Raw genomic sequence first — 25,736 nt, forward strand, 5'->3', positions numbered from 1 at the left:
AAAAAACTTTAGCTAATTTTGGCGTAAAAGTGACTAAAAATTTCTTTGCAAAATCTGTATCAAAAGTCATTCCAGTCGTTGGTGGGGGTGTCTCTGGGGGACTGACTTTAGCTACCATAAGCCCCATAAAAAGTATGCTTTTCAAACATAGTTGACTCGCTATGTGCAAGAATGATTCATATTAGCTTTCGTTTTTTTGAGAATTAAAAGCAGTGTTAGCTGAAGGAGGTGAACCAATGAGTGCAATTCATTTAAAGCAAGATGAACATTTCAACAAACGCTACAGCTGGATTGGAATAATTGTCGTCTGTGTATTGTCCTTCCCTTTGCACTTTTTATATGAATGGTTAGGAGAGTCCGCCTTAGTCGGTATGTTTACACCGGTTAATGAAAGTATTTGGGAACACTTAAAACTAGTGTTCTGGCCTTTGTTGCTTTGGTGGGGAGTCGGCTACCTTGTATTCCATGATAAGCAGAACTTGTCTCTCATCAAATGGACGGCAGCGGCATCTGTTTCGATTTTTATTAGCATGATTTTCATTGTCAGCTGGTACTATACTTGGGTGAATGGACTGGCGGTCGAATCTTCAATTATTGACATCGGTTCTCTTTTCGTTGCGGTTCCGCTCGGTCAATTGCTCTCCATTCACGTGTACCGTGTGATTCAACCACGGCGTATGTATCTGATAATTTCCATCGTATTTGTGGTGTTGATGGGAATCCTTTTCATCTATTTCACCTTTGCTGCACCGGATATTCCGATTTTTGTGCCGCCAAGTTAACTAAGAATATTAAAAACCAGTAAACGGACTACTGATCCGCTTACTGGTTTTTTTGTGTGTTATTCTACGATTAACTCTGCCTCAACTAATTCTAAGTATTCGCCGTCGCGCACTTCAACGTAATTCGATTTCTCGATTGAACCATAGTCCACGTATTCAATTAAATTAGCGTCAGTTGCGATGTCATAGCTGGCATATTCGCCGATACTCGTTACTTTATATTCACCAGGTTCAATATCAACACCGATACGATAAACACCCGGTCCAAATTTTCCATCCACTGGCTCTACTGGATCGACGTCCTCCACCGGTACCGCAAAGGCTTCTGAAATTTCTAGAAATTGACCATCTTCAACTACGACATAGGCAAAAGTTTCGATGGAATTATAGGCAATGTATTCCTCACCGCGGGCATCCCCAGTTAAATCATAACTAGCATACTCTTCCAGTGCAAATAGTTTATATTCACCCGCTGGCATATCGGTTCCGATTTTGTACATATCGGCTTCGAAAACTGTCTCATAGGAAGCTGGGTCAAAAGGATCTTTCTTGTCCTCATTCTCTGATCCGCTTTCGCCTACTGCTTCTGATAATTCGTCTACAGATTCACTCGTCGATTCGTCCGTCGATACTGATTCTGACATTTCAACACTCAATGAAGACTCCGATGATTCTTGAGCATTCAATACTCCAACGTTTGCTAGCACCAACATACTAGATAATAATAAAAACGATTTTTTCATCCTAATTTCCTCCATTAATCAAATTGAGTTTATAAACAAGCAAATTTTTTCATGATATCACCATCGAGTTGATTAGAATATTACTTAAATATAGTATGCCTAAATACAATTATGGTGTCAAGTAATATGCTGGTGGGGTTGGGGTTAAACTCACGAGGATTTAATTCCATCCCTGTGAGTTTCGAGCTAAAATCACGAGGATTTAGTTCCATCCCTGTGAGTTTCGGGCTAATGATTATTCCGCGTTCTCAGGTCCACCTATCCAGAAGGACGGGTCTTTGGATAGTCGTTTCGAGTCCACCTGTCCGCATGTCAAGTTCACTTAAATAGCCACGCTGAATAGTTAGCGTGGCTATGGTTCATTTCTTATTCTTTTTGGGCATTAAACTCTCGCATATTCATCTTTCCAGTGTCATAGCAAAAGGCTTTATGGACAATTCGGTCCATAATCGCATCGGCATGAATGCCACCACCCAATCTTTGGTGCCAATCCGCTTTCCGAAATTGTGTACAATAGATAGTGGAGTGAGTATCGTGGCGTCGTTCAATCAGTTCAAAGATAAACTTGAGATCTGCGTCCAAAAGATTATCAAGAAGCCATTCGACAAGCACTAGAAGTCCATAGTTTGAATATTTTTGAGGTGTTTAGCCACTCCCTGTTCTTTGAACGATGCGTCATCTCGCTCGATTAATAAGTCTGGCAATCTTATATATCGCGTTCGAATTTCTAATTTACACGCTTCTTTAGCAAGAGCACAACTCAAGTACATTTTACCTGATCCTGTAAATCCTTGAAAAATGACATTCATATGGTGCTTCACAAAGTTACAGCTACCTAACTCTTGGAGTATCTCCCGATTGATATCTCGATGTTCATATTGAATCGAACTTAAATCCGCTTCCTTGATTCGAAGTTTGGCTCGATGAATCACTCCCTTAATTCGATGATTGTATTTCTTTTGATAAAGGTAATCTACGGCCACTTGTAGCCTGTCATCAAAGGTTAAATGGCGTGTCTCCATATCGGCTTCTTGTAATTCTAAAGCGGCAACGAGTTCTCCTAAGTCTAATAGTCTTAATTTACGTATGGTTTCTGAATTAATCATGTTGTGTGCCTCCATAATAGTCTGATCCTCTAACGTATCCCATGCGAGTAGAGGGTGTCCCTAACTCCTCCGAATTAAACAGTGTTTTATTGATTGGGTTTGTCAAAATAGCATTTAATTGACGATATCTTGGTGAATGAACCCGGTCTAACGCAATCTGGCAGGCTTTATTTAAATGCTTATCCGAATATTTCTTGGATAGATTTAGGACGGATAAGGCCGATTGATAACCTTGTTCTTTAATCTGTACACTCTCGAAAATTCGTTGAATGACTTTGTATGTAAATGGACCGATTTTCTCTGCCCATCGCAGCAACCGCTGGTCATTCCATTCTGGTTGATTAAATTGATCTGACAGGTGTTCAGGTAAGGTAGAGAAAGCATATTCCTGATAAGCTGGAAACCGCTTATGCGTCGCAATTCGTTCATGTTGATAAAAGATTTCGACAAAGTGGCTCGTCACCTTCAAATCGACTGTTTACTTCAGATATTGATACGGACATGAGTAGTTGTTCTTTGGGAATGTAATATGGCAATCATATTTCACCTTGCGTCCATAGACCCAATCTGCAATTTCATAAGGAACCGAAGGAAGCTGACGTAGTTTAGCCTGTTCTGTTTCTTCAAAGACAAGGTAGCGACTACCTTCGCGTTTTTGGAACGGTCTTGCGTTATAACTAACCAACTTTTCTCGAATAGCTTGTTTCAGTAACGCAAAAGAAGTAAAGGTGTCATGTCGTAGAGAAGCGATCACCGCTGTGGCAATTTTCCCCACTGCACCCTCAACTGCCGCTTTCTGTTTTGGTTTTCGAACTTGTGCAGGCATAATGGCCATCACATAATGACTCGCAAGGGCTTCATAGTGTGCATTTAACACAATGTCCCCTCTCTTTAGGATGACTCACTACTCCTACTTAAAGGTTGTCACAAATTAACCGGATAGGAGTTCTACCGAAAAATTCAAACAGATTAACATGACATTTGAGCCAAGTGTAACTCTTCAGATCCGATGTCGCTTCTACATAGGTATACTGACTGTATGCCAGTGTCCCTACAAACAAATAGACCGTAGTGACTTCTCCAGTATTTAAATCGACTAACTGCATGGTTGAGCCTCCCCAGTCCAACTGCACCGTTATCCCTGGCTTATGGGTCAGACGATTCGTCAACATATTCCTGACATAGAATTTTTAAGGTGACCCCAACGCGCTGAAGTTCTTTATAAATGGCGTCACAACTCAATTGAAGCTCCTCAGCTCATTTAAACACCTCGCTCACTGAACTTTTTCCAACTTTCTTTGTCTTCGCAATCATATTCCGCGATAAGCCTTGATCGCGATATTTCATTAACAGTTTCATAGGGATTTTTCTAGCCATAAAAATAGCCTCCTTTATATATAGTTATAAGTACTTATACTTCCAAAGTAACTATACATAAAAGAGGTACTAAAAGCGGCTTGAACTATGGACTGGTGGACCCGAAGTGCGGAATAATCATTAGCTAAACATGAAATCGATGGGTCTTATCGCTGGCTAATTAAAAAATACAAAAAAATGATTTATTAATCTTGGATGAATGATTATTATCACATATGACGGTTGAGGATAGTTTGCATGTATTTGAACTTATTGAGGCTCGTCCCAAAACAACCTCTACCATCTTCTGTTCTCATTTTGCGCCAGAAGGTTGGTATGAAAAGATTCATAATCGTATTGTTCATGATTCCTATCAAATTATGTTGAATGGCGATGTATCGATGCATGAACGACACGGGCTAGCAAGAGAACACGAAACTAACAGCATTAAAACCGAAATCACACTACTATAGAACTCTATTTTTAATATAGGCCTTATTCCGCACTCAGTGGACTTTCTGATCGCCGTACTCAATTCCTTCAATTTTTTCGTTTGAGTACTTAAAGACAACTGTATTTTATGTGCTTCATATGATTTTTCAATGTTTTGAGGCTCGTCTTCATTGGAATTCTAAGAATGCTAGGAATCCCTATCGGTCAAATTGTCGATAAGTAACTCTAGAATAGAGTTTGATAGCTTTTTGAACCTTGAATTTACAATTTAAGTGCAACACCAAAAGAGACTCTTCACATCAAACCTAGTAAAATAGTGTTTACGACGACAACTATTGAAAGGGTTGATAATGATGAGCCTCCACAAACATCTTACCATAAATGAACGAGAACAGATATTTCTTCTTTACAATATACACTAAGAAGAAGATCAATACTTTATCTTGAAAACCCCTCGCCATTGCAAAAGTAACCATCCAACCATTTAAAAATGATAACACTAATGCGATTAACCAAATACATACCCAAATTTTTTATGTGTTTTATATAACATACTATCTCATCCTTACTGATTGTTTGACACTACCTTGATTGATTACTAAGGTCTGTCCATCTATATCTAATTCTACATAAGGTAACGACGTATTAATTGTATCTGGCATATATACTGTAAATACACTAGTTTGTAGTGGACTCACTAACTTAGTTAAGTCAACCCCCTCATCTTGATATACACCCAATAAATTATCTAACCCTACTTGTTCATTAAAGGAAACTTGTTCTGAACCCATTGTAAAGGTTAAATTCCCTGCCTCCTCTAATAGTTGACCTAATGGCATATCCTCTTTAGGAGAAACATGGTATACTATCTCGACATGTGGTTTACCTAACCCCTCAACCCTAGATTCTTCGTTATGTCTTAGCACTAAAGGATTGATCACGCTTAGTTTACCTGTATCTACAGTTGTTAGGTCATCGTTTAAATAGATTCGACTCTCATTATCCTTACCTATATAATAAAGATAATCCCCTACATATTGTGGGTCATCTGAACTTTCTCGAGTATACCTTGCACCAATCGTCATGTTACCTACTATGGCATTGTGTTGAATCTCACTTACTACATCTACCTTCAAGGGTGCAATAGCTAAACTAACATAATTACCCTGTCCTAACACATCCAATAACTTAATATTTACTGCTTGTTGTTCTTCACGTGTTAAGTTAATATCAGGATATGCCCCATTTATTTGAAGCCTCTTGACATCCTCGCCATAAGTTTGTCCGATCCAGTCTAATACATCTATGCCGGTATAATCTATACCATACCCACTATCGGCATAAACGTCACTAAACCTTTCGTCAATCTCTTTACGTATAGCCTCTTTACTAGGGATATCTAACACTACCCCTGTTTGTTCTTGTATTTCTTGTTGTACCACTTCTGTTTGTTCTTGTATTTCTTGTTGTACCACTTCTTTTTGTTCTTGTAAGGCAATCGTTTTATCGCGATCCTCCTCTAACCCTCGTTCCGTAGGTGACTTGACTTGATTAAAGATTAGTAACCCGATTAAAAGAACGCTCAGGACCCCTACTAACCCTACTATGATTCGATTATCCTTAACCCATTCTTTTAATTTATCCATTTTATCAACCCTCTCTATCCCCAAATTACATTAGCAATTAAACCTACTGCAACTAACACTCCGAATGCGATTAATGCATATTTAACAAACTTATCTGATCTCCTCATCCTTAACAACCGCCCTATATTAGTTTTACTTTTTTATACGATTGTCAACTTATAGTTTAGCCCATCTATCACTCATCGTCAATTTTATACTATACCTACTCCCCGCTTAATTCACTTACATATGTTACTTGTTTTTGACCTTTTTGCACACGTCTAGGCACTCTTAATGTATCCGCTAAAGAGAAGGACATCCTTAACTCATCTCGTTTAAAGACTTGGCTGTATATCTCGGACTCCTCTAAAATTATATAGGTTGTAAATGTCAACTGAAAAAGGGTCCAACTTGCTATTGAAAATGGGACCACTATGCTAGGTCTAGTTATTTGTCATGGAGTCTATCCAAGAGCTAGTTTGTTTAATGCGGTAACTTTCTCCCCGCATGTCTATGACATGTGCTTGATAGGCGAGACGGTCCACAAGGGCTGCTGTTAAGGTCGCATCCTTGAAACATTCATGCCAGCGATCAAAGGTCAAATTGCTTGTAATCATAATCGAACCTTTATCATTACGATTGGATAATAAATTGAATAAGAGTTCTGCCCCCGATTCATCGAAGGATAAATAACCTAATTCATCGATAATTACAAGGTCGACACTTTCAAAACGACGTTTAAAACGAACAAATTGACTCTGGGTCACCGCTTCTTTTAATTGGATGATTAAGTTAGGCGCATTGACGAATTGGACATTGAAGCCTTGGAGGCAAGCTTCAATCCCAATGGCGATACTAAAATGTGTTTTACCGGTCCCTGGATTGCCAATCAGAATCGCATTTTCTTTGCGCTTAATAAATTCGAGTGAGGTCAATGTGCGTAGTTGCTTACAACTGGTTTCTGGAAAGACAGTATCATCAAAATCAGCTAAATACTTCTTTTGTTGAAACTTGGCTTGAGTGATTCGCCGTTGATAACTTCGGTTCCGTCGGTGCGATACTTCTTCTGTGAGTAATTCTGTTAAGGCTTCCTCGAAGTTTAAACCCCGTTGATTCACTTCTTTAATAAAGCTGTCATGATATTCTCTCGTATAAGATAACTTTAATTCTCTGGCTGCTTCTTCAATCATCATGAATACACACGCTCCAATCCATAGAGTCGGTTCAGACGTTGCCAATCTGCTTCAATGGCATGGGTGATAGCTTCCGCTTTTTTAGAAGGCAGCTTCATTTCGGAGGCTGGCGATGCCAGTGACAATTTATGTAGGAGCTGGTCCTTTGGTAATTCCCGATATTGGTCTAGTTTCACTAGGAATTCCCGGGGTTTTTCCTTATAATATAGCTCATAGAGGGTTTTCAAATCCGGTGAGTGTTTGAGCACTAAAGCGTGCTGTAATGCCCCAGGTTTTCTCATCAGCGTCTTGAGGTAGTGGTATATGTCAAGCTGATACTGATGTGACCCCTCTATTTTTTGATGCCGACAGACTTCGGTGTGATTGGCATAAACGACAAAGTAGTCATGGTAGACCTTTAATTGAACCATTTGCCCCACTAAATAGTCTGGCACGGAATAGGCATTGTTTTCAAATTGAATATGGCTATATTTATTGACGCGACATTGAGCGATTTGGGCGAGTTCAAACGGAGGGCGGTAAGCTAATAAATGCTGCTTTTCCTCAACAATCTGACTGCGTTGATTCAGTCGGATTAATTGCTCCGTTAAATAACCTTGTGCGGCTTCAAACGTAGGAAATTGATAAGCTTTGGCGAAACATTGTTGGCGAATGTGCTTCACTCTTCCTTCGAGCGTTCCTTTCTCATGCCCACTAAAACAATTGGTCACGTTAATGTTAAAACCATAATATAAAGAAAGCTTGATTAAAGATTCATTGAGTTCCTTCTTTGACCGACCGATAAAACGTGAGACGACATTGCGCATGTTATCATAGACCACTTCATGATACACTCCTCCTACCATTTCGAAAAATTGAACATGGGCATCTTGAAAAACTTCTTGTTTCTGATTGGTATAAAGGTAAGCCCAATAAAAATCTGAGGCCGGACAGGCGAGGACCGCTAAATAATACGTTCTTACCTTTCCTGCAATCTCAAGTTTGACTTCACCAAAATCAAATTCGAGTCGGTAACCCAAAGGATATTCTTGCCGAATAAAGGCTTCTTTTGCCTTTTCTTTGAATTGACGCCAATAATGAGCCACTGTTCGATAGCCAATTGAATGGCCTTCTTGCATCAGGATTTCATGAACGGCAATGGCGGTGAGAGCTTGTTTATGGGTTCCTAGCCGCTTATTTTTAATTAACTCCTCTTGATATAATTCCTTCATGCGTCTTTCGACTTCTTGGGTATAGGTTCGATTTTTTCGTTTCGAACTATCATAGGAGCGTGTTAAAACAAGTGCTTCAGTGGCTTTCTCAACCTCCTTTTCATGTGTACTTGTTTCCAATGCGCGTAAGCCTTCCTTATATTTGGAACAAATCGATGTGACTGTCTTGCGATTAATCCCTAGCTCTCTTGCGATATGCCGATAAGATTCTCCTTGACGATAGCGTGAGATAACTTCAAAGTGTTTCATTCTACTAATCACTCCTCTTGCCTCCATCCATATTTAGTATGTATGGTAAGCATAAAAATAAGTGGTCCCATTTTCAACGGCAATTCGTCGAATTATGGGCCACTTTTAAGATACAATAAACATTTCACCGACAGAACAGGTCGGACAAAATTTGCCTTTACACCGAATCGGAACTTTTTTTACCGCATGGCATCCTTCACAAACGAATAACCGGAATTCTTTAGAAATATCCCCACAGTATCTAAACTTCTCAACTTCTCGAAAGACCACAGGTCTTATCTTCAGCTTGATTTTTTTAGAAAACTGGTCCCAAAGATTGTTCTCATCAAAGAAAATAGTATGGAGAATGTTCTTATTCATGCCTCTATTTTACCACTGTGGAACCAAAAGAAAAACTGTGAAACATGCACTAGCACAACGTTCCACAGCCGGAAAATTATATACTTTCCTAGTTATATAAAAAAAGTAGGAAAACCGACAATTTTAAATTGCCTTTTTCCTACATTTTATAATTGCCCTTAACACCCATTGAAATTATTGATGAAAAACAGATTGCTTCCACAGCTAGGAAAGCAATTAATAATACAACGATGAAATCATCTGCTGCTTCTTTTGTTTCAGGACTTCCCGGAGGTGTTGCTGTTGTAGCATCAATCCCTGCCGATATTTTACAGTTTTATGACATGTCGATTAATTTAGCTCAAAAACTGATGTACTTATACGGTTACCCAGATATGTGTAATGATGATAAGTTGACTGAAGAAGGAAAAAACTCATTAATCGTTTTTCTTGGTGTAATGTTAAGAGTAAGTGGATTTGGAACAGCTGTTAAAGGTGTCTCGTCAGCTTTAGCTGGTCAAGCAGTTAAGACCCCCCACAATAAGCACTCACAAAAACTGTTTATTATCCAATTATCAAAAAACTTTAGCTAATTTTGGCGTAAAAGTGACTAAAAATTTCTTTGCAAAATCTGTATCAAAAGTCATTCCAGTCGTTGGTGGGGGTGTCTCTGGGGGACTGACTTTAGCTACCATAAGCCCCATAAAAAGTATGCTTTTCACACATAGTTGACTCGCTATGTGCAAGAATGATTCATATTAGCTTTCGTTTTTTTGAGAATTAAAAAGCTTTTTAATATATATCTATCTTTCAACATCTTGTATAAAAATTCCAAAACTATTGCTATAAGGACGGCAAAAGTTCAGTCCAATTTAGATCAATTAACTATGTGATAGCGTCATAAGCATAAAACTCGTCCCACTTACTTTCATACGCTTTAATTTGTTCTTCATAGGCCAATGTTTCAGTAATATCGTCAATTCCACCTAATAATTTACGGCGCCATTCTTCTTCAATTGAAAATTTATACTTAGCATAAGGTGTCACTATTTCTTGTGTTTCTAAATCGATCTTAATCTGTTCGTCGCCCTTTAATCTTGCTAGTGCTTGACGTTCTTCTGCTGGTAAACTAATCGCTAACATCCCATTTTTCAGGCTGTTCATATAAAAGATATCGCTAAAACTTCCGGCAATCACTACTCTAAAACCAAAATCATCTAAAGCCCATACTGCATGTTCTCGAGACGATCCTCCTGCAAAATTATCACCAGTTATTAAAATACTCGCACCTTGGCGATCGGGATGATTCAATGGAAATTCTGCTTTAACTTTTCTTGGATAGTCTGATCCTGGTAGATAGCGCCAGTTATCAAATAAAAATTCACCGAACCCCGTTTTTTCAATCCGATTTAAAAAGGCACTTGGTAAGATTTGATCGGTATTAATATTGTCCTCCATTAAAGCCACGGTTGTTCCCTTATGAACTATAAAAGGTCTCATAAGACTGGCACCTCCTGGTCATCGAGTCTTGTGTCGTAGAAGTGTCCCTTAACTGCTGCTAGGACGGCCATCGCGGGACTGCATAAGTGAGTGCGTGAGCCTTTTCCTTGTCGCCCTTCGAAATTTCGGTTTGTTGTCGAGGCACAGTGCGTTCCCGGCGGTACACGATCCGCATTCATCGATATACAAGCTGAACAACCTGGTTCCCGCCACTCAAATCCAGCGTCTATATATTGTTGAGCAATTCCCATTGCTTCGGCTGCACGTTTCACCGGCCGACTACCTGGAACTACCCAAGCTGAGATATGAGGAGCAACCTTGCGCCCTTTTATATATTTAGCCCCTTCAATCAAGTCTTCCAGACGAGAATTTGTACACGAACCTAAAAATATATAAGATATAGGGATGTCCGTCGCATCCATTTGAGGTCTCAAATCCATGTACTCATAAGCACGTTGATCATTATGATCACTTACTTGCGGGAATTTCTCTCCAAAAGGTAACCCCATCGCAGGAGTCGTCCCCCAAGTGACATAAGGTGCTAAATCATCGATAGATACTTCTAATACATAGTCAAAGTCAGCATCTGGGTCTGTATATAGTGTCTTCCAATAAGCCACTGCCCGCTTAAAATCTTTGGGAGCTCTTGGCTTGCCTTCAAGATAGTCAAAGGTTTTCTGGTCTGGAGCTACTAGGCCATACTTTGCTCCAAACTCAATCGCCATATTGCACAATGTCATGCGTCCTTCCATTGACAAGTCACTCACTGCCTCGCCATAATATTCAATCGCATAACCTGTCGCAAAGTCAGTGCCATACGTATGAATAAGATGCAACATAATATCTTTTGCATAAACACCCGCTTGTAGTTTACCAGTCAGTTTAATCCCCATTATCTTAGGTTTTCTTTGCCAAATTGTCTGCGTCGCAAAAACGTGTTCAACTTCTGAAGAGCCAATTCCAAAAGCAATGGCGCCAAAAGCCCCATGGGTTGCTGTATGTGAATCACCACAAACAACGGTTTTACCAGGTTGAGTTGCCCCTTGTTCCGGTCCAATCATATGAACGATTCCTTGACCTTCACTGCCGTGATCCATTAACTCAACTCCGAAATCTCGACAGTTTCTTTGTAATGCTTCAATTTGTTTTCTTGAAATGGCATCCTTAATCGTAAAGATATTCTTAGTCGGCACATTATGATCAATCGTTGCGATAGTTTTTTCAGGAGCCCTCAGCTGGCGTCCTTCTGAACGTAAACTTTCAAAACCTTGCGGTGTGGTTACTTCGTGAATCATATGTAAATCTATGTATAATAACTGAGCATTTCCTTCCTCGCCAGCTAAAACATGTTCTTGCCAAACTTTATCAAATAGTGTCTGTCCCATGCTTTTCACTCCAATCGTTTAACTAACTCTTGCTTAAATTCACTTGTCATCAATTGTCCACCTAAATCTCTCGTTCCACCAGTAGCCGCAATCGTCTCATAAGTAGCTGTCTCAATTTGATCGGCTAAAGCTATTTGCTGAAAACTCTGCCTTAACATCATACACACAGATAAGATCATCGACACCGGATTGGCAATATTTAAACCAGCTATGTCCGGAGCAGAACCGTGAATTGGTTCGTATAAAGCTGGTCCATCAATACTTAGACTCGCACTTGCAAGCATCCCCAGTGAACCTGTGATCACAGAAGCTTGATCACTTAGAATATCTCCGAACAAATTCTCAGTCACAATGACATCAAAAGTGGGAGCAGCCATCATCAATTTCATTGCTGCTGCATCAACATATATATGTTCCACTTCAACTGACGGGTATTCTTCTGAAACTTCCTGCACTATCTGTCGCCATAACTTACTATTTGCTAAGACGTTCGCCTTATCGACCGAGGTCAATTTTTGACGACGAGTGAGCGCCAATTCAAAAGCCAATCGAACAATTTGTTCAATTTGTTTTCTTGTATAATTCATCGTATCAATGGCCTCATCTGAATCATAACATTTCGGTTGTCCAAAATATAAACCACCTATTAGTTCGCGAACAATCACAAAATCTGTTCCCCGCACTTTGTCTGCTTTTAATGGAGACTTTTCTTCCAAAAAAGTTTGCATTTTTGTTGGCCTCAAATTTGCATACAATTTAAGCGCTTGTCTCAAAGCTAATAATCCACTTTCTGGTGTTTCTTTAGCCCCTTCCCACCGAGGCCCACCGATCGCACCTAACAAAATAGCATCTGCTTGTTGACAAGCCATTAGAGTCTCTTGCGGTAACGGTATACCAACTTGCTCAATCGCAGCCCCGCCAAAAGGAAAAGAGACCACTTCGTAAGCAAACTTCCCCTTACTGGCGACGGCTAATATTTCTAAAGCACTGGTCATAATTTCTGGACCAATCCCATCACCTGCAAGGGCGACGATTCTTTTAGTCATACAACACTGTCCTTTCTAATTGATTGCTTGTAAATAAGCTTTGGCAGAAGCAGTTAGTACATCAAAATCAATCCCTGTGCCGTAAGATAGATAACCATTAGGCAATTGAATCGTCACATGTACTTGAGCTTGTGAGTCGTGTCCTTGTGTAATGGCATCAATCCGGTACTCATGCAAGATAATATTCAATTTCAGCATGCGATTGATGGTTTTATAAATCGCATCAACACTTCCCGCTCCTGTATCGGTATCTAACAGAATACGATTATCCTGCTGGCGATCTCGAACAGCAACTGTAGCGGCATGAAGCCCTTCTTCAATATATTGAACTTGAAGTCTCGCTAATTCATAATTTGCTTGGTCTTCAATTGTTGCGCCAGCAATAAGGGCATGTAAATCAGTTGTCGAAATGTTTTTCTTCTTATCTGCTAATTCTTTGAACTTCACAAAAAGTTCTTTCACCACTACTTTATCTGACATATCGTAGCCTAAACTCACCATACGATCGACAAAGGCATGTCTTCCGGATAACTTCCCTAAAGGCAGATCATTACTTGAAACCCCAACAAGTTGAGGGGTAATAATTTCATAAGTTTCAGGATTCTTCAATACACCATCTTGATGAATACCGGATTCGTGTGCGTAAGCATTAGCGCCAATAATCGCTTTATTGCGAGGAATAGGCATTCCAGATAAACGACTGACAAGATCACTTGTATTCTTAGTTTCATCCAGTTTGATCTGATTTTCAGCTTGATAGGCATCACGACGAATATGTAGGGCCACTGCAACTTCCTCTAAAGCGGTGTTTCCTGCACGCTCACCAATCCCATTAATTGTTCCTTCAACTCTTAGTGCACCTTGCTCGATCGCTGCAAGAGCATTGGCTGTCGCCATTCCTAGATCATCATGACAATGAGAGGAAAAAATCACTTCATCAAAGGCCGATATATTCTCTTTCAAATACGCAAATAAAGCACCGTATTCCGTTGGGTTTGTATAACCAACCGTATCCGGAATATTAATTATCGTTGCGCCACATTTAATTGCCACTTCAATCACTTCAACAAGAAAATCCCATTCAGTCCGAGTAGCATCCTCCGGCGAAAATTGAACTTGATCAAAATATTGCTTGGCATAAGTAATGTGTTTCTTAACTGACGCCAGAATTTCAGCTTTTGTCATGGATAATTTACTTTCACGATGAATCGGACTTGTAGCAATAAAGACATGAATCTGCTTATGATTTGCCTCTTTTAATGCCTCACGAACACTATCAATGTCTTCAATAGAACACCTTGCTAAGCCGCCAACTGTAGCATGTTTTATCTGAGCTGCAATTTCTTGAACAGCTTCAAAATCTCCCTGGCTTGAGATAGGAAAGCCAGCTTCTATAACATCAATACCCCATTTTTCTAATTGAAGTGCTATCTGAACTTTTTCTTTCGTATTAAAATTTACACCTGGTGTCTGCTCGCCATCTCTCAAGGTTGTATCAAAAAATTGAATCTGCTTAACCATCCTATTTCCTCCTCTAGTGCGTCACTGGATCAATAATACTCTCCGTGGCGATAATTCCATGAATGATAACCTTCTGACAAATGAAACATAATGCGTTCTAAATCTAAGCCTTTACGGATTAAGACAGGTGCTGGTTCAACAGAACGTTGATTACCTTGTTCAGGCACGAGTTGACCGTGTGCATCGACAAAAGAAATCATCACTCCTTGTTCATAACGTGTGTCTACCGTTTTATCTGGCTGAATAGATTTGACGTAGTCATCTCCGTCAATAATTAGATCTGCCTCATGTTCTATTTGTTCACCAATACCAGCTACCACACCTCGATTACCTTTTCCTGATGGATTGGCAGAACTTGCGAATAATAGTGACTGTTGATCTGTCCAAAGTTTAGCAGCGATTTGTTCTCCAGGTACACCGAATTTAATAACGAAACAACTAGTTCCGCGTGTATCTGACATCAACTCAGAGGAGCCATCGGCGGGTATATACTGTTTGCCTGAAGCTTTCCAAGGAAGTATACAACCTAATAACACATCTTCCTCCCAGCACTTCTCATAAATCTTTTTTATTTCGGGAGTCATTTCCGCTAGCTCATCTAACTGTTCTAATGAGCCTACTAAAACGACACCAGGTTTGTTTAGTTTTCGATTTTTAGCAGAAAATTTCCTCTCCAAGCCCACTCTATCCATTGTTGCAATAATATAGCCTACCTTTGTAGGACAGACGATAGTTTTTCCACCACTTTTTAATAAGGTCACTGCTTCTTCTTGTAAATTACCTGACCACTTTATGTGTTTATTCTCCATTTGATTAACATCCTTCCTATTCTCAAATATTAAATTCCTTACTTAGATCATGTCACTCAGCAACCAACATTTTTTCAAACCATACAAAAAACCCGACTCAGTGTTTTCACCTAAGTCGGGTTGTTCAATAGTTTGATGAAAGTTCTCATCATGCTATAACAGTTTATTATTACCCGCTTAAATGATTTAATCAGTTTGATTAAACTTATAAACGAGCAAGAAATTAAGCTCCTTAAAAGGCTAATCAAACTTGTCTAATAACGCGCTTAATAATAATAAATTTATGATTGAATCATAATTAGCTGTTTGCATGTGATCCCTCTCCTTTAATAATTATTCTAATGCTATATTAATGTTAATCCCCTCACTTGTCAAGCCGTTTTCTAATCTATCCTTAACTTTTGTCATTATAACCTAATTAAAAACCTTGGAATATTCTACTTTCTATTATAATGTACTTGAAATATTACTATCTTATGTTTTAGACTTAGCTAATAAATTCACTAATTTACTTTAATTACAATAAATAAGACATAAATTTATTATTACCACCTTAAGTTTTGAATGGTTTCCTGTGCTTTCTAAGTCAACCTCTAATTAGAACATTATGATATAATAGTCGAAACGTGTGATTGAAAGGAATTTTACAATGACTAAAACCCCAAGATCTTTAGTTCAAGAAATTAATTTCGATTTAAATGGCATTGAACAATTAAAGAACAAGGTGATTAACAAAAGTCTCAAGACGAGTGAGTTAATCCTTGATTATCCAACTGTTTACATCGTAAATAATAATTTATTTTAAATAATGGATTGAGTGGACATTGGACTAGGATTAGCGGATCTGCTCAAGGGCGGTCGATGAGTCGGGGGTGATAGTGTACTTTGGTAATTCTCTGCCATTGAATCGACTTTGTTGGCAGACTATCGTATTTCAGACCTTAATGAACCACACTTATCCAAGGGCGGTCGTTTTCCCAGCGGACTTTGACGTTTACCTTGAAGGTATTCGTTAGGTTCTCAGCGGTCAGGACTTGATTTTTAGGTCCACTGCTGACAACTTCCCCATCTCGGATCAATAGAATGTGCGTAATAGCTGGGGTGATTTCCTCGATATGGTGGGTGACGTAAATCAAGTGGCAGTCTTGCTTCACAATTGAATTCATCTGCTGTAACAACTCTTCTCGCGCTAGGATATCTAGACCCGAGCAAGGCTCATCCAAAATCATCAGGCGCGGGCGGTTCATTAATGCCCGGCCTATTAATACGCGACGCTTCTCTCCTTGGGATAAGGTGCTGAAAGCTTGCTCACTTAAATAACCAATTCGCAATTCCTCAAGAATCGCCTGAACCAAATGCCAGTCTGACTCAGTAATATCTTGCTTGTTATACAAGCCAACCGTTGAGAATTTCCCACTGAGGATAATATGCTTCACACGTTGCTTGTTAAATGTAGAGCCAAAGCGGTCCAAGGCTGAACTTACATAACCAATCTCTTCACGCAACTTAGGTAGGCTGGCCTCGCCAAACTTTGTATCCAGCACTTTAACAGCTCCGGAAGTGGGATAGGAGTAGCCTGTAATAATATTCAATATCGATGTCTTGCCCGAGCCGTTCAAACCAAGGACTGCCCAGTGTTCTTCTTCCTGAACTTGCCAATTAATACCTTTGAGTATTGACTGGCCTTGTCGTCGCCAAGTCACCTCTTCTAATTGTAATATTGTCTTCTTCAATCTGCCTCGACTCCTTTTAGTCATCGCTTTGTCTTGTTTCTATATACAAGAAAACCCAGTAACAGCATTGAGCTATTACCGAGTTTCGACGTGTATCTGGAAATATTAATCAACTAATGAATCTCCAATAAATGGCATGAGGCCACGTAATTCTTTACCTACTGCTGTAATTGGATGTTCTTTCTCATGGCGTTTGATCGCGTTGAACTTCGGACGGTTAGTCTGGTTCTCTAAGATCCAGTTACGTGCGAATTCACCGTCTTGAATGTCTTTTAGGATACCCTTCATGGCTTCTTTAGTGTCCGATGTGACAACACGCGGACCACTTACGTAATCTCCCCATTCTGCTGTATCTGATATGGAGTAGCGCATGTTCTCTAAGCCACCTTCGTAAATTAAGTCTACGATTAATTTCAATTCGTGAAGCACTTCAAAGTAGGCAGACTCTGGTTGATAACCAGCTTCTGTTAAAACTTCGAATCCAGCTTTAATTAAGTGAGATACCCCTCCACAAAGTACGGCTTGTTCACCGAATAAGTCCGTCTCGGTCTCTTCCTTGAAGGTTGTCTCTAAGATTCCAGCACGTCCTGCACCAACCCCTACCGCGTAAGCTAAGCCGATTTCCTTAGCATGGCCGGTTGCATCTTGATGAACTCCCACTAAGGCTGGTACACCAGCACCTTCTTCGAAAGTTCGACGTACTAAGTGTCCCGGTCCCTTGGGTGCTACTAAGAACACATCCACATCTTCAGGTGCAACGATTTGGTTGTAGTGAATATTGAATCCGTGAGCGAAGACTAAGGCGTTGCCCGCTTCTAAGTTGTCTTTAATGCTATTATCGTATACTTCCGCCTGTCGTTCATCAGGTAATAGAACCATAATAACATCCGCTTCTTTTGTAGCTTCGGCGACAGATTTCACATCGAACCCATCTTCTTTTGCGGCATCGAATGACTTACCTTCACGTAGACCTACTACTACTTTGAACCCGCTGTCTCGTAAGTTTTGTGAATGGGCATGTCCTTGCGATCCGTAACCAATGATGGCGATCGTCTTATCTTCTAGAATGGCTGTTGAAATATTTGTATCGTAAAGTACTTTTGTCATGTTAAAGGCTCCTTTTTTATGTGTGTGTTTTTAATAAATTACTTACTACTTGTATCTCGGACAAAGGCAGTTAAGCCTGTTCGCGACACTTCAATAATGCCGAAAGGCTTGACTAAATTAATAAGGGCATCTACCTTAGAAAGTCCTCCAGTCACTTCAATCGTAATTGAATTACGGGCTACATCTAAGATACGTGTTCGGAATGGCTCAATCAGACTTTGAATTTCTGCTCGAGAAGACTTGCTAGTTTTGACTTTTATTAAGGCTAATTCTCTGGCGACAATATCTTGGTGGGTAATATCATTGACTTTTAAGACGTGAATTTGCTTGTTCAATTGCTTAATGAGTTGTTCAGCACTATTAGCTGAGTCCAAGTCAACGACAAAGGTCATCTTAGAGATCCCCTCTTTGGTTGTCTTGCCGACCGTAATACTTTCGATGTTAAAGCTACGTCTGGCGAGTAAGCCAGTGATGCGATTCAATACCCCACTAGCATCTTCCACAGTGGCTGTGATAATGTGTCTCATATTGGTTTCACCCCAGTCATCTCGCCGTTGCCTTTACCTGCTAGTACCATGGGGAATACTTTTTCTTTCATCGGTATCATGACCTCAACAACAACCGGTCCGTCATAAGCGAAGACCTCTTCCAAAGCCTCATCGACTATGGATTCTTGACTGATCTGCATCCCCTTAATTCCGTAACCGTCTGCAATCTTCACGAAGTCTGGATTCTTACCGTCATTGAATAAGGACTCCGAATAATGTTCGTCGTAAAGCAATTCTTGCCACTGCCGTACCATGCCTAAGGTCTCATTATTCAATATAAAAATCTTAACCGGCAAATTGTATTGCTTAATGGTCGCCAGTTCTTGAATGGTCATCTGATAGCCACCATCTCCTACAAAGAGTGCGACCGTCTCATCTGGACGACCAATCTGAGCACCTATTGCCGCTGGCAAGCCGAACCCCATAGTTCCTAAACCGCCCGAACTGACAAAGCTTAATGGCTTATCTTGACAGTAAAATTGTGCTGCCCACATTTGGTGCTGACCTACATCGGTAATCACAATGGCTTGGTGATTAGTCTTTTGCGAGACTTTCTCAATAAACCATTGGGGTGAGATGAGTTGGTCGTAATTGTAGTACCAGAAAGGATTATCTTCCTTCTTGGCTAGGCAATGGTCAATCCAATCGCTATAGTCTACCTGAACGGCATCCGCTTCAAGTAAAGCTTCTAGAGCCAACTTAGCGTCGCTGACGACGGGGATGTCGACTTTGATATTTTTGCCAATTTCAGCGGGGTCGATGTCAATATGCACCACTTTGGAATGGGGTGAAAACTCTGACAACTTGCCCGTCAGTCGGTCATCGAAGCGGGACCCGATATTAATTAAGAGATCAGCATTGATAATGGCTTGGTTGGAGGCGTAGCTACCGTGCATCCCTCCCATGCCGAGTGATAGTCTGTGCGAGCCTGGTAGGGCCCCAATGCCTTGCAAAGTATTCACAACCGGCATGGGATAGCGGTCGAGGAAAGTTAATAATTCTTCATTGGCCTTGGCAAAGTGCACACCCGCTCCAGCTAATAAGACGGGCTTTTCAGCCTGGGGTAAGGCTTCTAGCACTCTTTCGATCTGCCCCGCATTCGGTTGAGTCGTTGGCTGGTAACCTGCTAAGTGGAAGTCGCCTGAATAATCCCCCTCCACTAAGGTTTCAGATATATTTTTGGGAATATCTATTACCACTGGCCCTTTACGGCCACTTGAAGCGATATGGAAGGCCTCATTCATTATGCGCGGTATGTCTGCGACATTTTTTATTTGATAATTGTGCTTTGAGATAGGAGTTGTTAGACCGATAACATCCGCTTCTTGGAAGGCATCCGTTCCAATCACTGCCGAGGAGACTTGCCCAGCGATGACGACTAAGGGAAGTGAGTCTAACATGGCGTCAGCAATCCCTGTAAGTAGGTTCGTGATACCTGGTCCTGATGTCGCAAGAACCACTCCCGTCTTGCCCGTAACGCGGGCATAGCCTTCCGCAGCATGAATTAAGCCTTGTTCGTGGCGGCAGAGATAATTTTTAAAGCTAGGATTCATCTCATAGAGTGAATCAAATATTGGTAAGACTGCGCCACCTGGATAGCCAAATATTACATCCACATCGTTGTCCATTAAACTTTGAATGAGTAAGTCTGCCCCAGTTCTTATTGTTTTTGTTTGATTTGAGTGCTCATTTTTGTACGGTTCCACACATCAACGCCTCCTTTTTTAATAATTTTTGTTCGATGGATCTCACCCTTAATTGTTCCACTCTTCACGCTTATAGAAGTCGGTAATCGCTCCTCGTGATGAACTTGATACAATATGGGCGTATTTACCTAAGGCACCACGTGTCTCAAGTGGTGGTAAGACGAGCTGAGCACGACGCTCGGCTAATTCTTCCTCAGATACAACCATCGTTAATTCCTTGGTATCTTGGTCAATGATAATGGTGTCACCGTCTTGGACAAGGGCGATTGGTCCACCATCTTGTGCTTCTGGGGCCACATGTCCGACTACGAATCCGTGAGATCCACCTGAGAAGCGACCGTCAGTAATTAAGCAGACTTTCAATCCTTTACCTACTAACATACTGGATAAGGACAGCATCTCTGGCATACCTGGCCCACCCTTAGGTCCTACATATCGAACAATGACCACGTCGTTATCAACAATCTCATGGTGTAAGGTCGCTTCAATGGCTTCTTCCTCGGTGTTATAGACTTTAGCTGGTCCTTCATGGCGGCGAACTTTCAATCCTGATACCTTCACAACAGCACCTTCAGGAGCTAAGTTCCCTTTAAGGACAATCAACGGGCCATCGGCACGTTTAGGATTTGATAGTGGCATAATAACTTGTTGTCCAGCCACTAAGTCAGGAGCATCTTCTAAGTTCTCAGCTAAGGTCTTACCAGTTACTGTTAAGCAATCTCCATGAATGTAACCATTTTGGTATAAATACTTGAGTACCGCTGGTACTCCACCCGCCTCATATAAATCTTGGAAGACATAATGACCACTTGGCTTCAAGTCTGCTAGATGCGGCACTTTAGCTTGGATCGTATTAAAGTCTTCAATCTTTAAGTCAACATCGGCGGCATGGGCGATGGCTAACAAATGCAAAATGGCATTGGTTGACCCTCCTAAGGCCATCGTTAAGGTAATGGCATTCTCAAAGGATTTGCGGGTTAAAATATCGCTTGGTCGGATATTTTTATCAATTAATTGAAGGACTGCGCGTCCTGCTTTGAGGACATCATCTTCTTTGGCTTGGGTAATGGCTGGGTTGGAGGAAGAGCCTGGTAAGCTTAAGCCAAGGGTCTCAATGGCTGACGCCATGGTATTGGCAGTGTACATTCCACCACATGCACCTGGGCCCGGACAGGCATTACATTCAATTTTCTTTAATTGTTCATCGCTAATCTCACCATTATTCCATTTACCTACACCTTCAAAGACAGATACTAAGTCAATGTCTTTGCCGTTTAACTTACCTGGGGCAATGGTTCCTCCGTAGACGAAGATGGACGGAATATCCAGGTTAGCCATCGCAATGACACAACCCGGCATATTCTTATCACAGCCACCAATGGCTACAAAGGCGTCACAGTTATGACCGCCAATGGCTATCTCTACTGAATCTGCAATGGCATCCCGGCTGGGCAAGGAATACCGCATTCCTTGCGTTCCCATGGCAATTCCATCGGATACCGTAATCGTTCCGAATTGAACGGGCCATCCACCACTTTCACTAACGCCTTCCTTAGCAATAATTCCTAAGTCATGAAGGTGAATGTTACACGGCGTATTCTCAGCCCAAGTAGATATCACACCAATAATCGGTTTCTCAAAACTCTCATCATCCATTCCTGTCGCTCGCATCATTGCCCGGTTAGGCGCCTTTACAGGACCGTCATACACATGACTACGTTTTTTTAGATTTTTATTTGACATGGTCGTTCATCCTTTCAAGATTGACTCTTTCATTTTCACTTTGACAAGTTCCATATATCCGGTAAAATAATTGATAATTGATTAATTTTAATTGGAATTCACATCTAAAACTAATAATACAACGGAGGTAATATAAGTATGAGAGACGATATTCAAACAAACAACTTTCCCGATGACTTAAAGCAAGCGATTATTGATCAACTTGTAACGATTTTAGACCCAGAAATTGGCTTGGACATCTACAACCTCGGCTTAATCTATGCGATGGAGGTCGATAGTAACAAGCATTGTGAGATCACCTTAACTTTTACCGGTATGGCTTGCAGTTGCGTCGACACAGTGCCCATTGAGCTAACTGAAAAGTTAACTAGCATTGAAGGCATCGATACCGTTAAGGTCAATATCGTATGGGAGCCTGCTTGGAATATTCAAAACATCAGTCGGATTGGCCGGATCGCCTTAGGAATTAATCCTAATTAGTTAAATATTCTGCCCTTCAACTTGCTTCAACTACAGAAGCAAGTTTTTTTGCTTTTCTTAGGGTCGGCAACTGATTCAGCCATCATTAACCTTTCTCAACTTCAGCAATCACCTCAATTTCAACCAAGGCACCTAATGGCAAGTCTCGGACCGCAAAGGCCGAGCGAGCTGGATAAGGGGCTTTGAACTGTTGTGCGTAGATCTCGTTCACTTTATCGAAGTGTTGAATGTCACTCAGTAAGACCGTGACTTTGACAATATTAGCTAAAGTTAAGTCTTCAGACTCTAATACGTAGCTAATATTTTTGAAGGCTTGTTGCGTTTGCTTTTCTAAGCCGTCAACTAATTGACCGGTCTCTTTATCGAGCCCTATTTGACCGGATAGAAATATCAGTCCGTTGGTCTTGATTGCTTGAGAATAAGGTCCTACTGCATCGGGAGCTAGGGGCGAATTGACTACTTTCATTTTCTTCCTCCTCAAAATCTTTCTCTGATAAATCACTCGACTATTCATCATCGACTACACTAATAATTGATACAGACTCGGATTTTCCGTGACGTTAATATAGTTAGAATCAAAGGCTTCGATCCGGCGAAGTAAACTTTCTAAATTCTCGCGCTTACCTAATTGGATGCCGATAAAGACAGGTGCTTGGGATCGATTAATCCGCTTCGTATATTCAAAGCGGGTAATATCATCATCCTTGTTCAACACATCCGTTACGAAGTCTTTCAAAGCACCAGCACGTTGGGGGAACTTGACGATAAAATATTTTTGCAAGCCGCGGTAGACCATGGCACGCTCTTCAATTTCCGCCATGCGATTAATGTCATTATTCCCACCTGATATTAAGCAGACGACGGTCTTGCCTCGAATCTCATCAGCCATCTTATCTAAGGCAGCTACCGTTAAGGCACCTGAGGGCTCGACGACTATCGCTTGCCTAGTATACAAATCTAATATCATCTGGCTGACCAGTCCTTCAGGAACCGTAATAAAATCTTCAACAAATTCTTTTGTGTAGTGGTAGGTTAAGTCACCCACCTTAGCCACCGCTGTCCCATCGCAAAACTTATCCACTTTCTCTAATGCTACCGGACCTCCCTGTTCGATCGCGAATTTCATGGAAGCTGCCCCATCTGGTTCCACTCCTATAATGGCGGAAGTTGGCATGGCATCTTTGACGTAGGCACTCACTCCTGAGATTAAGCCACCCCCTCCTACGGGTAGCAAGATGTAATCCGCTTGGTCACCATTGGCCACTAAGTCTTGATGGATCTCGACGCCAATCGTTCCTTGCCCTAAGATAACGTTCAAATCGTCAAAGGGCTCAATGAAGGTAAGATTGTGTTTTTCAGCGTAGACATGAGCAGCGACGTTACTCTTATCAAAGGTATCTTCTTGAATGACAACCTTGACGTATTTGCCTCCAAAATATTGAACTTGGTCAATCTTTTGTCTTGGAGTTGTGGTCGGCATGAAGATAATTCCATTCACCTTCTTCAACTGGCAAGTATAAGCAACGCCTTGGGCATGGTTTCCAGCCGACGCACAAATAACACCCTTAGCAAGCTCATCGTCTGATAACTGATTAATAGCATACAGCGCTCCTCTCAGTTTAAATGAACGTACAATTTGTAAGTCTTCCCGCTTTAAATAGATCGACGCTTTATACTTATCTGACAAATAGGAATCATACATTAACGGCGTTTGGTTGACGCTCTGCCTTAATGACTTATACGCAGCAAGTACATCTTCTGATGTAATAGTTGGAAACATGCCTTATCCTCCTTATTTTATTAAAAATTAATTAGAACCATTATGGATTAATTAATATATAAAGTCAACTTATAACATAAATTAATTAAGCTTATTTATAAGTTATTATCCTGCTCTATATAATAATAGTTTAATTATATTATCGCTATTTATTCTATTGGATATTAATAATATTTTATTGCGATACACCTTGATACAATTACTCTAAACCCTTAAATAGAACGGTTATAATTAGTTGTTTATACTTATTATAACTCAAAAAAAGTCAATTTATTTCAAAATAATTATGAGAAATTTCTAGTTTTTATAATTTGCATGTGCTATAGTATTAATAATTTTTAAGAGACTAACGTCTTTTATTAAATTTAAATTAGAAAGCAAGGGGAGTGTTATGTCAGTTAAAAATATTGTTAGTCAGTTCGTGATGGTTGCTTTATGTTTGTTATCGTTGGCTATTGGGACAGATGGATTCAATTTAACCGGCTTGAACTCACTCATTTTCTGGCAATCACGCTTTCCCAGAACCCTTAGCATTGTCTTAGTCGGTAGTAGTATGAGTTTGGCAGGCTTGTTGATGCAAAGTATTTCTAATAATAAGTTTGCTGGTCCTTCAACTGTTGGAACTATTGAAGCCGCCAAGCTAGGTCTTATCCTATGTCTGATCACACCGGGAATTACGAATGGGAATAAAATTTTCTTCTCCTTCTTGAGTGCGGCCGTTTTCACCCTAGGGTTTATTACTTTACTTAGGCAAATCCATATTAAGAAAGATTGGATGGTACCTCTTTTTGGTATTATTTACGGTCAATTGCTTAATGGACTCGGGCAAGCAATCGCCTACCGCTTCCAATTGACTCAAAATATTCAATCTTGGGTGCAAGGGTCCTTTGCCATGATTCAAGTTGGACGATATGAATGGTTATTTTTGAATATTATTACGATCTTCATCAGTTACTTACTGATTCACCGATTATCCATCGTGAAATTAGGAGAGGATTTCTCTACCAACTTGGGTATTAACTACCAAGCCACTTGGCTCATTATTATTATGTGTGTCTCATTGACGACAGCAGTCAATGTCATGGTTGTCGGAACACTTCCTTTCATAGGAGTGATTATCCCTAATATATTAAGAATTCAATCTGGCGATCTCTTAGCCCACTCCATGTCAGCCGTTATGATCTATGGAGCCAGCTTTGTCTTATTATGTGACATCTTGGCGCGGATGATTATAATGCCCTTTGAGATTCCCGTTGGAGTGATTATCTCCTTAATCGGTAGTGGTATTTTCATCTATATCTTAATCGTGAAAGAAGGTTAG

General features: G+C 40.5%; 26 protein-coding genes and 1 pseudogene. 6 read left to right on the plus strand and 21 right to left on the minus strand.

Annotated features, from left to right (window positions below; genetic code table 11):
• The first annotated feature begins 236 nt into the window (after window positions 1-236).
• Window positions 237-782, plus strand: coding sequence for a DUF6512 family protein (locus ACTQ45_RS10160; protein WP_373780738.1), 546 nt, complete (start codon window positions 237-239; stop codon window positions 780-782).
• A gap of 59 nt (window positions 783-841) precedes the next feature.
• On the opposite strand, the gene ACTQ45_RS10165 is transcribed toward ACTQ45_RS10160, so the two are convergent.
• The 5 genes from ACTQ45_RS10165 to ACTQ45_RS10185 form a co-directional block, all read right to left on the minus strand.
• Entirely contained in the window at window positions 842-1,525 is a 684-nt protein-coding gene (locus tag ACTQ45_RS10165) for a hypothetical protein (protein ID WP_441752556.1), read from the minus strand.
• A 366-nt stretch (window positions 1,526-1,891) separates the two neighbouring features.
• Window positions 1,892-2,107 carry an ATP-binding protein gene (locus ACTQ45_RS10170; RefSeq protein ID WP_441763615.1) on the minus strand — a complete coding sequence of 72 codons (216 nt, stop codon included), beginning with the start codon at window positions 2,105-2,107 and terminating at the stop codon, window positions 1,892-1,894.
• A 29-nt stretch (window positions 2,108-2,136) separates the two neighbouring features.
• Entirely contained in the window at window positions 2,137-2,631 is a 495-nt protein-coding gene (locus ACTQ45_RS10175) for an ATP-binding protein (RefSeq protein WP_441763616.1), read from the minus strand.
• Window positions 2,624-3,094 (minus strand): hypothetical protein, encoded by a 471-nt coding sequence (locus ACTQ45_RS10180; protein WP_373814183.1) that lies wholly within the window; start codon window positions 3,092-3,094, stop codon window positions 2,624-2,626. The genes ACTQ45_RS10175 and ACTQ45_RS10180 overlap by 8 nt, the downstream gene beginning before the upstream one ends.
• 15 nt (window positions 3,095-3,109) lie before the next feature.
• Window positions 3,110-3,508: a hypothetical protein gene (locus tag ACTQ45_RS10185; protein ID WP_441763617.1), complete on the minus strand. Its 399-nt coding sequence runs from the start codon at window positions 3,506-3,508 to the stop codon at window positions 3,110-3,112.
• Window positions 3,509-4,223: 715 nt separating this feature from the next.
• Here ACTQ45_RS10185 and ACTQ45_RS10190 point away from each other — a divergent pair.
• The gene (locus tag ACTQ45_RS10190) at window positions 4,224-4,460 is read left to right on the plus strand and encodes a hypothetical protein (protein ID WP_441763618.1); all 237 of its coding nucleotides are present in this window, start codon (window positions 4,224-4,226) and stop codon (window positions 4,458-4,460) included.
• 534 nt (window positions 4,461-4,994) lie between these two features.
• Here the strand turns inward: ACTQ45_RS10190 and ACTQ45_RS10195 are convergent.
• From ACTQ45_RS10195 to ACTQ45_RS10210, 4 genes and pseudogenes are all read right to left on the minus strand, one after another.
• Window positions 4,995-6,086, minus strand: coding sequence for a hypothetical protein (locus ACTQ45_RS10195; protein ID WP_441763619.1), 1,092 nt, complete (start codon window positions 6,084-6,086; stop codon window positions 4,995-4,997).
• 422 nt (window positions 6,087-6,508) lie between these two features.
• The gene (gene istB / locus ACTQ45_RS10200; RefSeq protein ID WP_441763620.1) at window positions 6,509-7,258 is read right to left on the minus strand and encodes an IS21-like element helper ATPase IstB; all 750 of its coding nucleotides are present in this window, start codon (window positions 7,256-7,258) and stop codon (window positions 6,509-6,511) included.
• Window positions 7,255-8,718, minus strand: coding sequence for an IS21 family transposase (gene istA / locus ACTQ45_RS10205; RefSeq protein WP_441763621.1), 1,464 nt, complete (start codon window positions 8,716-8,718; stop codon window positions 7,255-7,257). The genes istB and istA overlap by 4 nt, the downstream gene beginning before the upstream one ends.
• 123 nt (window positions 8,719-8,841) lie before the next feature.
• Window positions 8,842-9,078, minus strand: a pseudogene (locus ACTQ45_RS10210) (transposase zinc-binding domain-containing protein); the annotation flags it as partial.
• Between the two features lie 152 nt (window positions 9,079-9,230).
• Between ACTQ45_RS10210 and ACTQ45_RS10215 the strand changes: the two are divergent.
• Window positions 9,231-9,650, plus strand: coding sequence for a hypothetical protein (locus ACTQ45_RS10215; RefSeq protein WP_441763622.1), 420 nt, complete (start codon window positions 9,231-9,233; stop codon window positions 9,648-9,650).
• 292 nt (window positions 9,651-9,942) lie between these two features.
• Here the strand turns inward: ACTQ45_RS10215 and leuD are convergent, their stop codons facing one another.
• The 5 genes from leuD to ACTQ45_RS10240 are packed head-to-tail and all read right to left on the minus strand — an operon-like array spanning window position 9,943 to window position 15,318.
• Window positions 9,943-10,557: a 3-isopropylmalate dehydratase small subunit gene (gene leuD, locus ACTQ45_RS10220; RefSeq protein ID WP_441763623.1), complete on the minus strand. Its 615-nt coding sequence runs from the start codon at window positions 10,555-10,557 to the stop codon at window positions 9,943-9,945.
• A complete protein-coding gene (gene leuC, locus ACTQ45_RS10225) occupies window positions 10,554-11,942 on the minus strand; it encodes a 3-isopropylmalate dehydratase large subunit (protein WP_441763624.1) in 1,389 nt (462 codons plus the stop codon). The genes leuD and leuC overlap by 4 nt, the downstream gene beginning before the upstream one ends.
• Before the next feature lie 5 nt (window positions 11,943-11,947).
• On the minus strand, window positions 11,948-12,988 hold the full coding sequence (gene leuB / locus ACTQ45_RS10230) for a 3-isopropylmalate dehydrogenase (protein ID WP_441763625.1): 1,041 nt from the start codon (window positions 12,986-12,988) through the stop codon (window positions 11,948-11,950).
• Window positions 12,989-13,003: 15 nt separating this feature from the next.
• Entirely contained in the window at window positions 13,004-14,509 is a 1,506-nt protein-coding gene (locus ACTQ45_RS10235) for a 2-isopropylmalate synthase (protein WP_441752560.1), read from the minus strand.
• A gap of 29 nt (window positions 14,510-14,538) precedes the next feature.
• Window positions 14,539-15,318, minus strand: a complete 780-nt coding sequence (locus ACTQ45_RS10240; protein WP_441763626.1) for an L-threonylcarbamoyladenylate synthase — start codon at window positions 15,316-15,318, stop codon at window positions 14,539-14,541.
• Between the two features lie 649 nt (window positions 15,319-15,967).
• Here ACTQ45_RS10240 and ACTQ45_RS10245 point away from each other — a divergent pair.
• Window positions 15,968-16,123: a hypothetical protein gene (locus ACTQ45_RS10245; RefSeq protein ID WP_441752562.1), complete on the plus strand. Its 156-nt coding sequence runs from the start codon at window positions 15,968-15,970 to the stop codon at window positions 16,121-16,123.
• 136 nt (window positions 16,124-16,259) lie between these two features.
• Here the strand turns inward: ACTQ45_RS10245 and ACTQ45_RS10250 are convergent, their stop codons facing one another.
• The 5 genes from ACTQ45_RS10250 to ilvD form a co-directional block, all read right to left on the minus strand.
• A complete protein-coding gene (locus ACTQ45_RS10250; RefSeq protein WP_153831392.1) occupies window positions 16,260-17,075 on the minus strand; it encodes an ABC transporter ATP-binding protein in 816 nt (271 codons plus the stop codon).
• 81 nt (window positions 17,076-17,156) lie between these two features.
• A complete protein-coding gene (gene ilvC / locus ACTQ45_RS10255; RefSeq protein WP_153831391.1) occupies window positions 17,157-18,158 on the minus strand; it encodes a ketol-acid reductoisomerase in 1,002 nt (333 codons plus the stop codon).
• A 38-nt stretch (window positions 18,159-18,196) separates the two neighbouring features.
• Window positions 18,197-18,685 carry an acetolactate synthase small subunit gene (gene ilvN, locus ACTQ45_RS10260; protein WP_153831390.1) on the minus strand — a complete coding sequence of 163 codons (489 nt, stop codon included), beginning with the start codon at window positions 18,683-18,685 and terminating at the stop codon, window positions 18,197-18,199.
• The gene (gene ilvB, locus ACTQ45_RS10265) at window positions 18,682-20,412 is read right to left on the minus strand and encodes a biosynthetic-type acetolactate synthase large subunit (RefSeq protein ID WP_441763627.1); all 1,731 of its coding nucleotides are present in this window, start codon (window positions 20,410-20,412) and stop codon (window positions 18,682-18,684) included. The genes ilvN and ilvB overlap by 4 nt, the downstream gene beginning before the upstream one ends.
• 48 nt (window positions 20,413-20,460) lie before the next feature.
• Window positions 20,461-22,155, minus strand: coding sequence for a dihydroxy-acid dehydratase (gene ilvD / locus ACTQ45_RS10270; RefSeq protein WP_441763628.1), 1,695 nt, complete (start codon window positions 22,153-22,155; stop codon window positions 20,461-20,463).
• A gap of 138 nt (window positions 22,156-22,293) precedes the next feature.
• Here ilvD and ACTQ45_RS10275 point away from each other — a divergent pair, with 138 nt between their 5' ends.
• Complete coding sequence (locus ACTQ45_RS10275) at window positions 22,294-22,635, plus strand: metal-sulfur cluster assembly factor (RefSeq protein ID WP_441763629.1); 342 nt, start codon at window positions 22,294-22,296, stop codon at window positions 22,633-22,635.
• A gap of 85 nt (window positions 22,636-22,720) precedes the next feature.
• Here the strand turns inward: ACTQ45_RS10275 and ACTQ45_RS10280 are convergent, their stop codons facing one another.
• Both ACTQ45_RS10280 and ilvA read right to left on the minus strand, forming a co-directional pair.
• A complete protein-coding gene (locus ACTQ45_RS10280) occupies window positions 22,721-23,101 on the minus strand; it encodes a RidA family protein (protein ID WP_153861677.1) in 381 nt (126 codons plus the stop codon).
• A gap of 54 nt (window positions 23,102-23,155) precedes the next feature.
• The gene (ilvA, locus tag ACTQ45_RS10285; RefSeq protein ID WP_441763630.1) at window positions 23,156-24,415 is read right to left on the minus strand and encodes a threonine ammonia-lyase IlvA; all 1,260 of its coding nucleotides are present in this window, start codon (window positions 24,413-24,415) and stop codon (window positions 23,156-23,158) included.
• 391 nt (window positions 24,416-24,806) lie between these two features.
• Here ilvA and ACTQ45_RS10290 point away from each other — a divergent pair, with 391 nt between their 5' ends.
• Entirely contained in the window at window positions 24,807-25,736 is a 930-nt protein-coding gene (locus ACTQ45_RS10290) for an iron chelate uptake ABC transporter family permease subunit (RefSeq protein ID WP_338487282.1), read from the plus strand.

The sequence above is a fragment of the Fundicoccus sp. Sow4_D5 genome (assembly GCF_052116365.1).
Classification (GTDB): domain Bacteria; phylum Bacillota; class Bacilli; order Lactobacillales; family Aerococcaceae; genus Fundicoccus.

What these genes read in the sequence shown, in the direction of transcription:
- ACTQ45_RS10160 (WP_373780738.1), top strand. Translation starts at nt 237, where the DNA reads ATGAGTGCAATTCATTTAAAGCAAGATGAACATTTCAACAAACGCTAC.
- ACTQ45_RS10165 (WP_441752556.1), bottom strand. Translation starts at nt 1,525, where the DNA reads ATGAAAAAATCGTTTTTATTATTATCTAGTATGTTGGTGCTAGCAAAC.
- ACTQ45_RS10175 (WP_441763616.1), bottom strand. Translation starts at nt 2,631, where the DNA reads ATGATTAATTCAGAAACCATACGTAAATTAAGACTATTAGACTTAGGA.
- ACTQ45_RS10190 (WP_441763618.1), top strand. Translation starts at nt 4,224, where the DNA reads ATGACGGTTGAGGATAGTTTGCATGTATTTGAACTTATTGAGGCTCGT.
- ACTQ45_RS10195 (WP_441763619.1), bottom strand. Translation starts at nt 6,086, where the DNA reads ATGGATAAATTAAAAGAATGGGTTAAGGATAATCGAATCATAGTAGGG.
- istB (WP_441763620.1), bottom strand. Translation starts at nt 7,258, where the DNA reads ATGATGATTGAAGAAGCAGCCAGAGAATTAAAGTTATCTTATACGAGA.
- istA (WP_441763621.1), bottom strand. Translation starts at nt 8,718, where the DNA reads ATGAAACACTTTGAAGTTATCTCACGCTATCGTCAAGGAGAATCTTAT.
- leuD (WP_441763623.1), bottom strand. Translation starts at nt 10,557, where the DNA reads ATGAGACCTTTTATAGTTCATAAGGGAACAACCGTGGCTTTAATGGAG.
- leuC (WP_441763624.1), bottom strand. Translation starts at nt 11,942, where the DNA reads ATGGGACAGACACTATTTGATAAAGTTTGGCAAGAACATGTTTTAGCT.
- leuB (WP_441763625.1), bottom strand. Translation starts at nt 12,988, where the DNA reads ATGACTAAAAGAATCGTCGCCCTTGCAGGTGATGGGATTGGTCCAGAA.
- ACTQ45_RS10235 (WP_441752560.1), bottom strand. Translation starts at nt 14,509, where the DNA reads ATGGTTAAGCAGATTCAATTTTTTGATACAACCTTGAGAGATGGCGAG.
- ACTQ45_RS10240 (WP_441763626.1), bottom strand. Translation starts at nt 15,318, where the DNA reads ATGGAGAATAAACACATAAAGTGGTCAGGTAATTTACAAGAAGAAGCA.
- ACTQ45_RS10245 (WP_441752562.1), top strand. Translation starts at nt 15,968, where the DNA reads ATGACTAAAACCCCAAGATCTTTAGTTCAAGAAATTAATTTCGATTTA.
- ACTQ45_RS10250 (WP_153831392.1), bottom strand. Translation starts at nt 17,075, where the DNA reads ATGACTAAAAGGAGTCGAGGCAGATTGAAGAAGACAATATTACAATTA.
- ilvC (WP_153831391.1), bottom strand. Translation starts at nt 18,158, where the DNA reads ATGACAAAAGTACTTTACGATACAAATATTTCAACAGCCATTCTAGAA.
- ilvN (WP_153831390.1), bottom strand. Translation starts at nt 18,685, where the DNA reads ATGAGACACATTATCACAGCCACTGTGGAAGATGCTAGTGGGGTATTG.
- ilvD (WP_441763628.1), bottom strand. Translation starts at nt 22,155, where the DNA reads ATGTCAAATAAAAATCTAAAAAAACGTAGTCATGTGTATGACGGTCCT.
- ACTQ45_RS10275 (WP_441763629.1), top strand. Translation starts at nt 22,294, where the DNA reads ATGAGAGACGATATTCAAACAAACAACTTTCCCGATGACTTAAAGCAA.
- ACTQ45_RS10280 (WP_153861677.1), bottom strand. Translation starts at nt 23,101, where the DNA reads ATGAAAGTAGTCAATTCGCCCCTAGCTCCCGATGCAGTAGGACCTTAT.
- ilvA (WP_441763630.1), bottom strand. Translation starts at nt 24,415, where the DNA reads ATGTTTCCAACTATTACATCAGAAGATGTACTTGCTGCGTATAAGTCA.
- ACTQ45_RS10290 (WP_338487282.1), top strand. Translation starts at nt 24,807, where the DNA reads ATGTCAGTTAAAAATATTGTTAGTCAGTTCGTGATGGTTGCTTTATGT.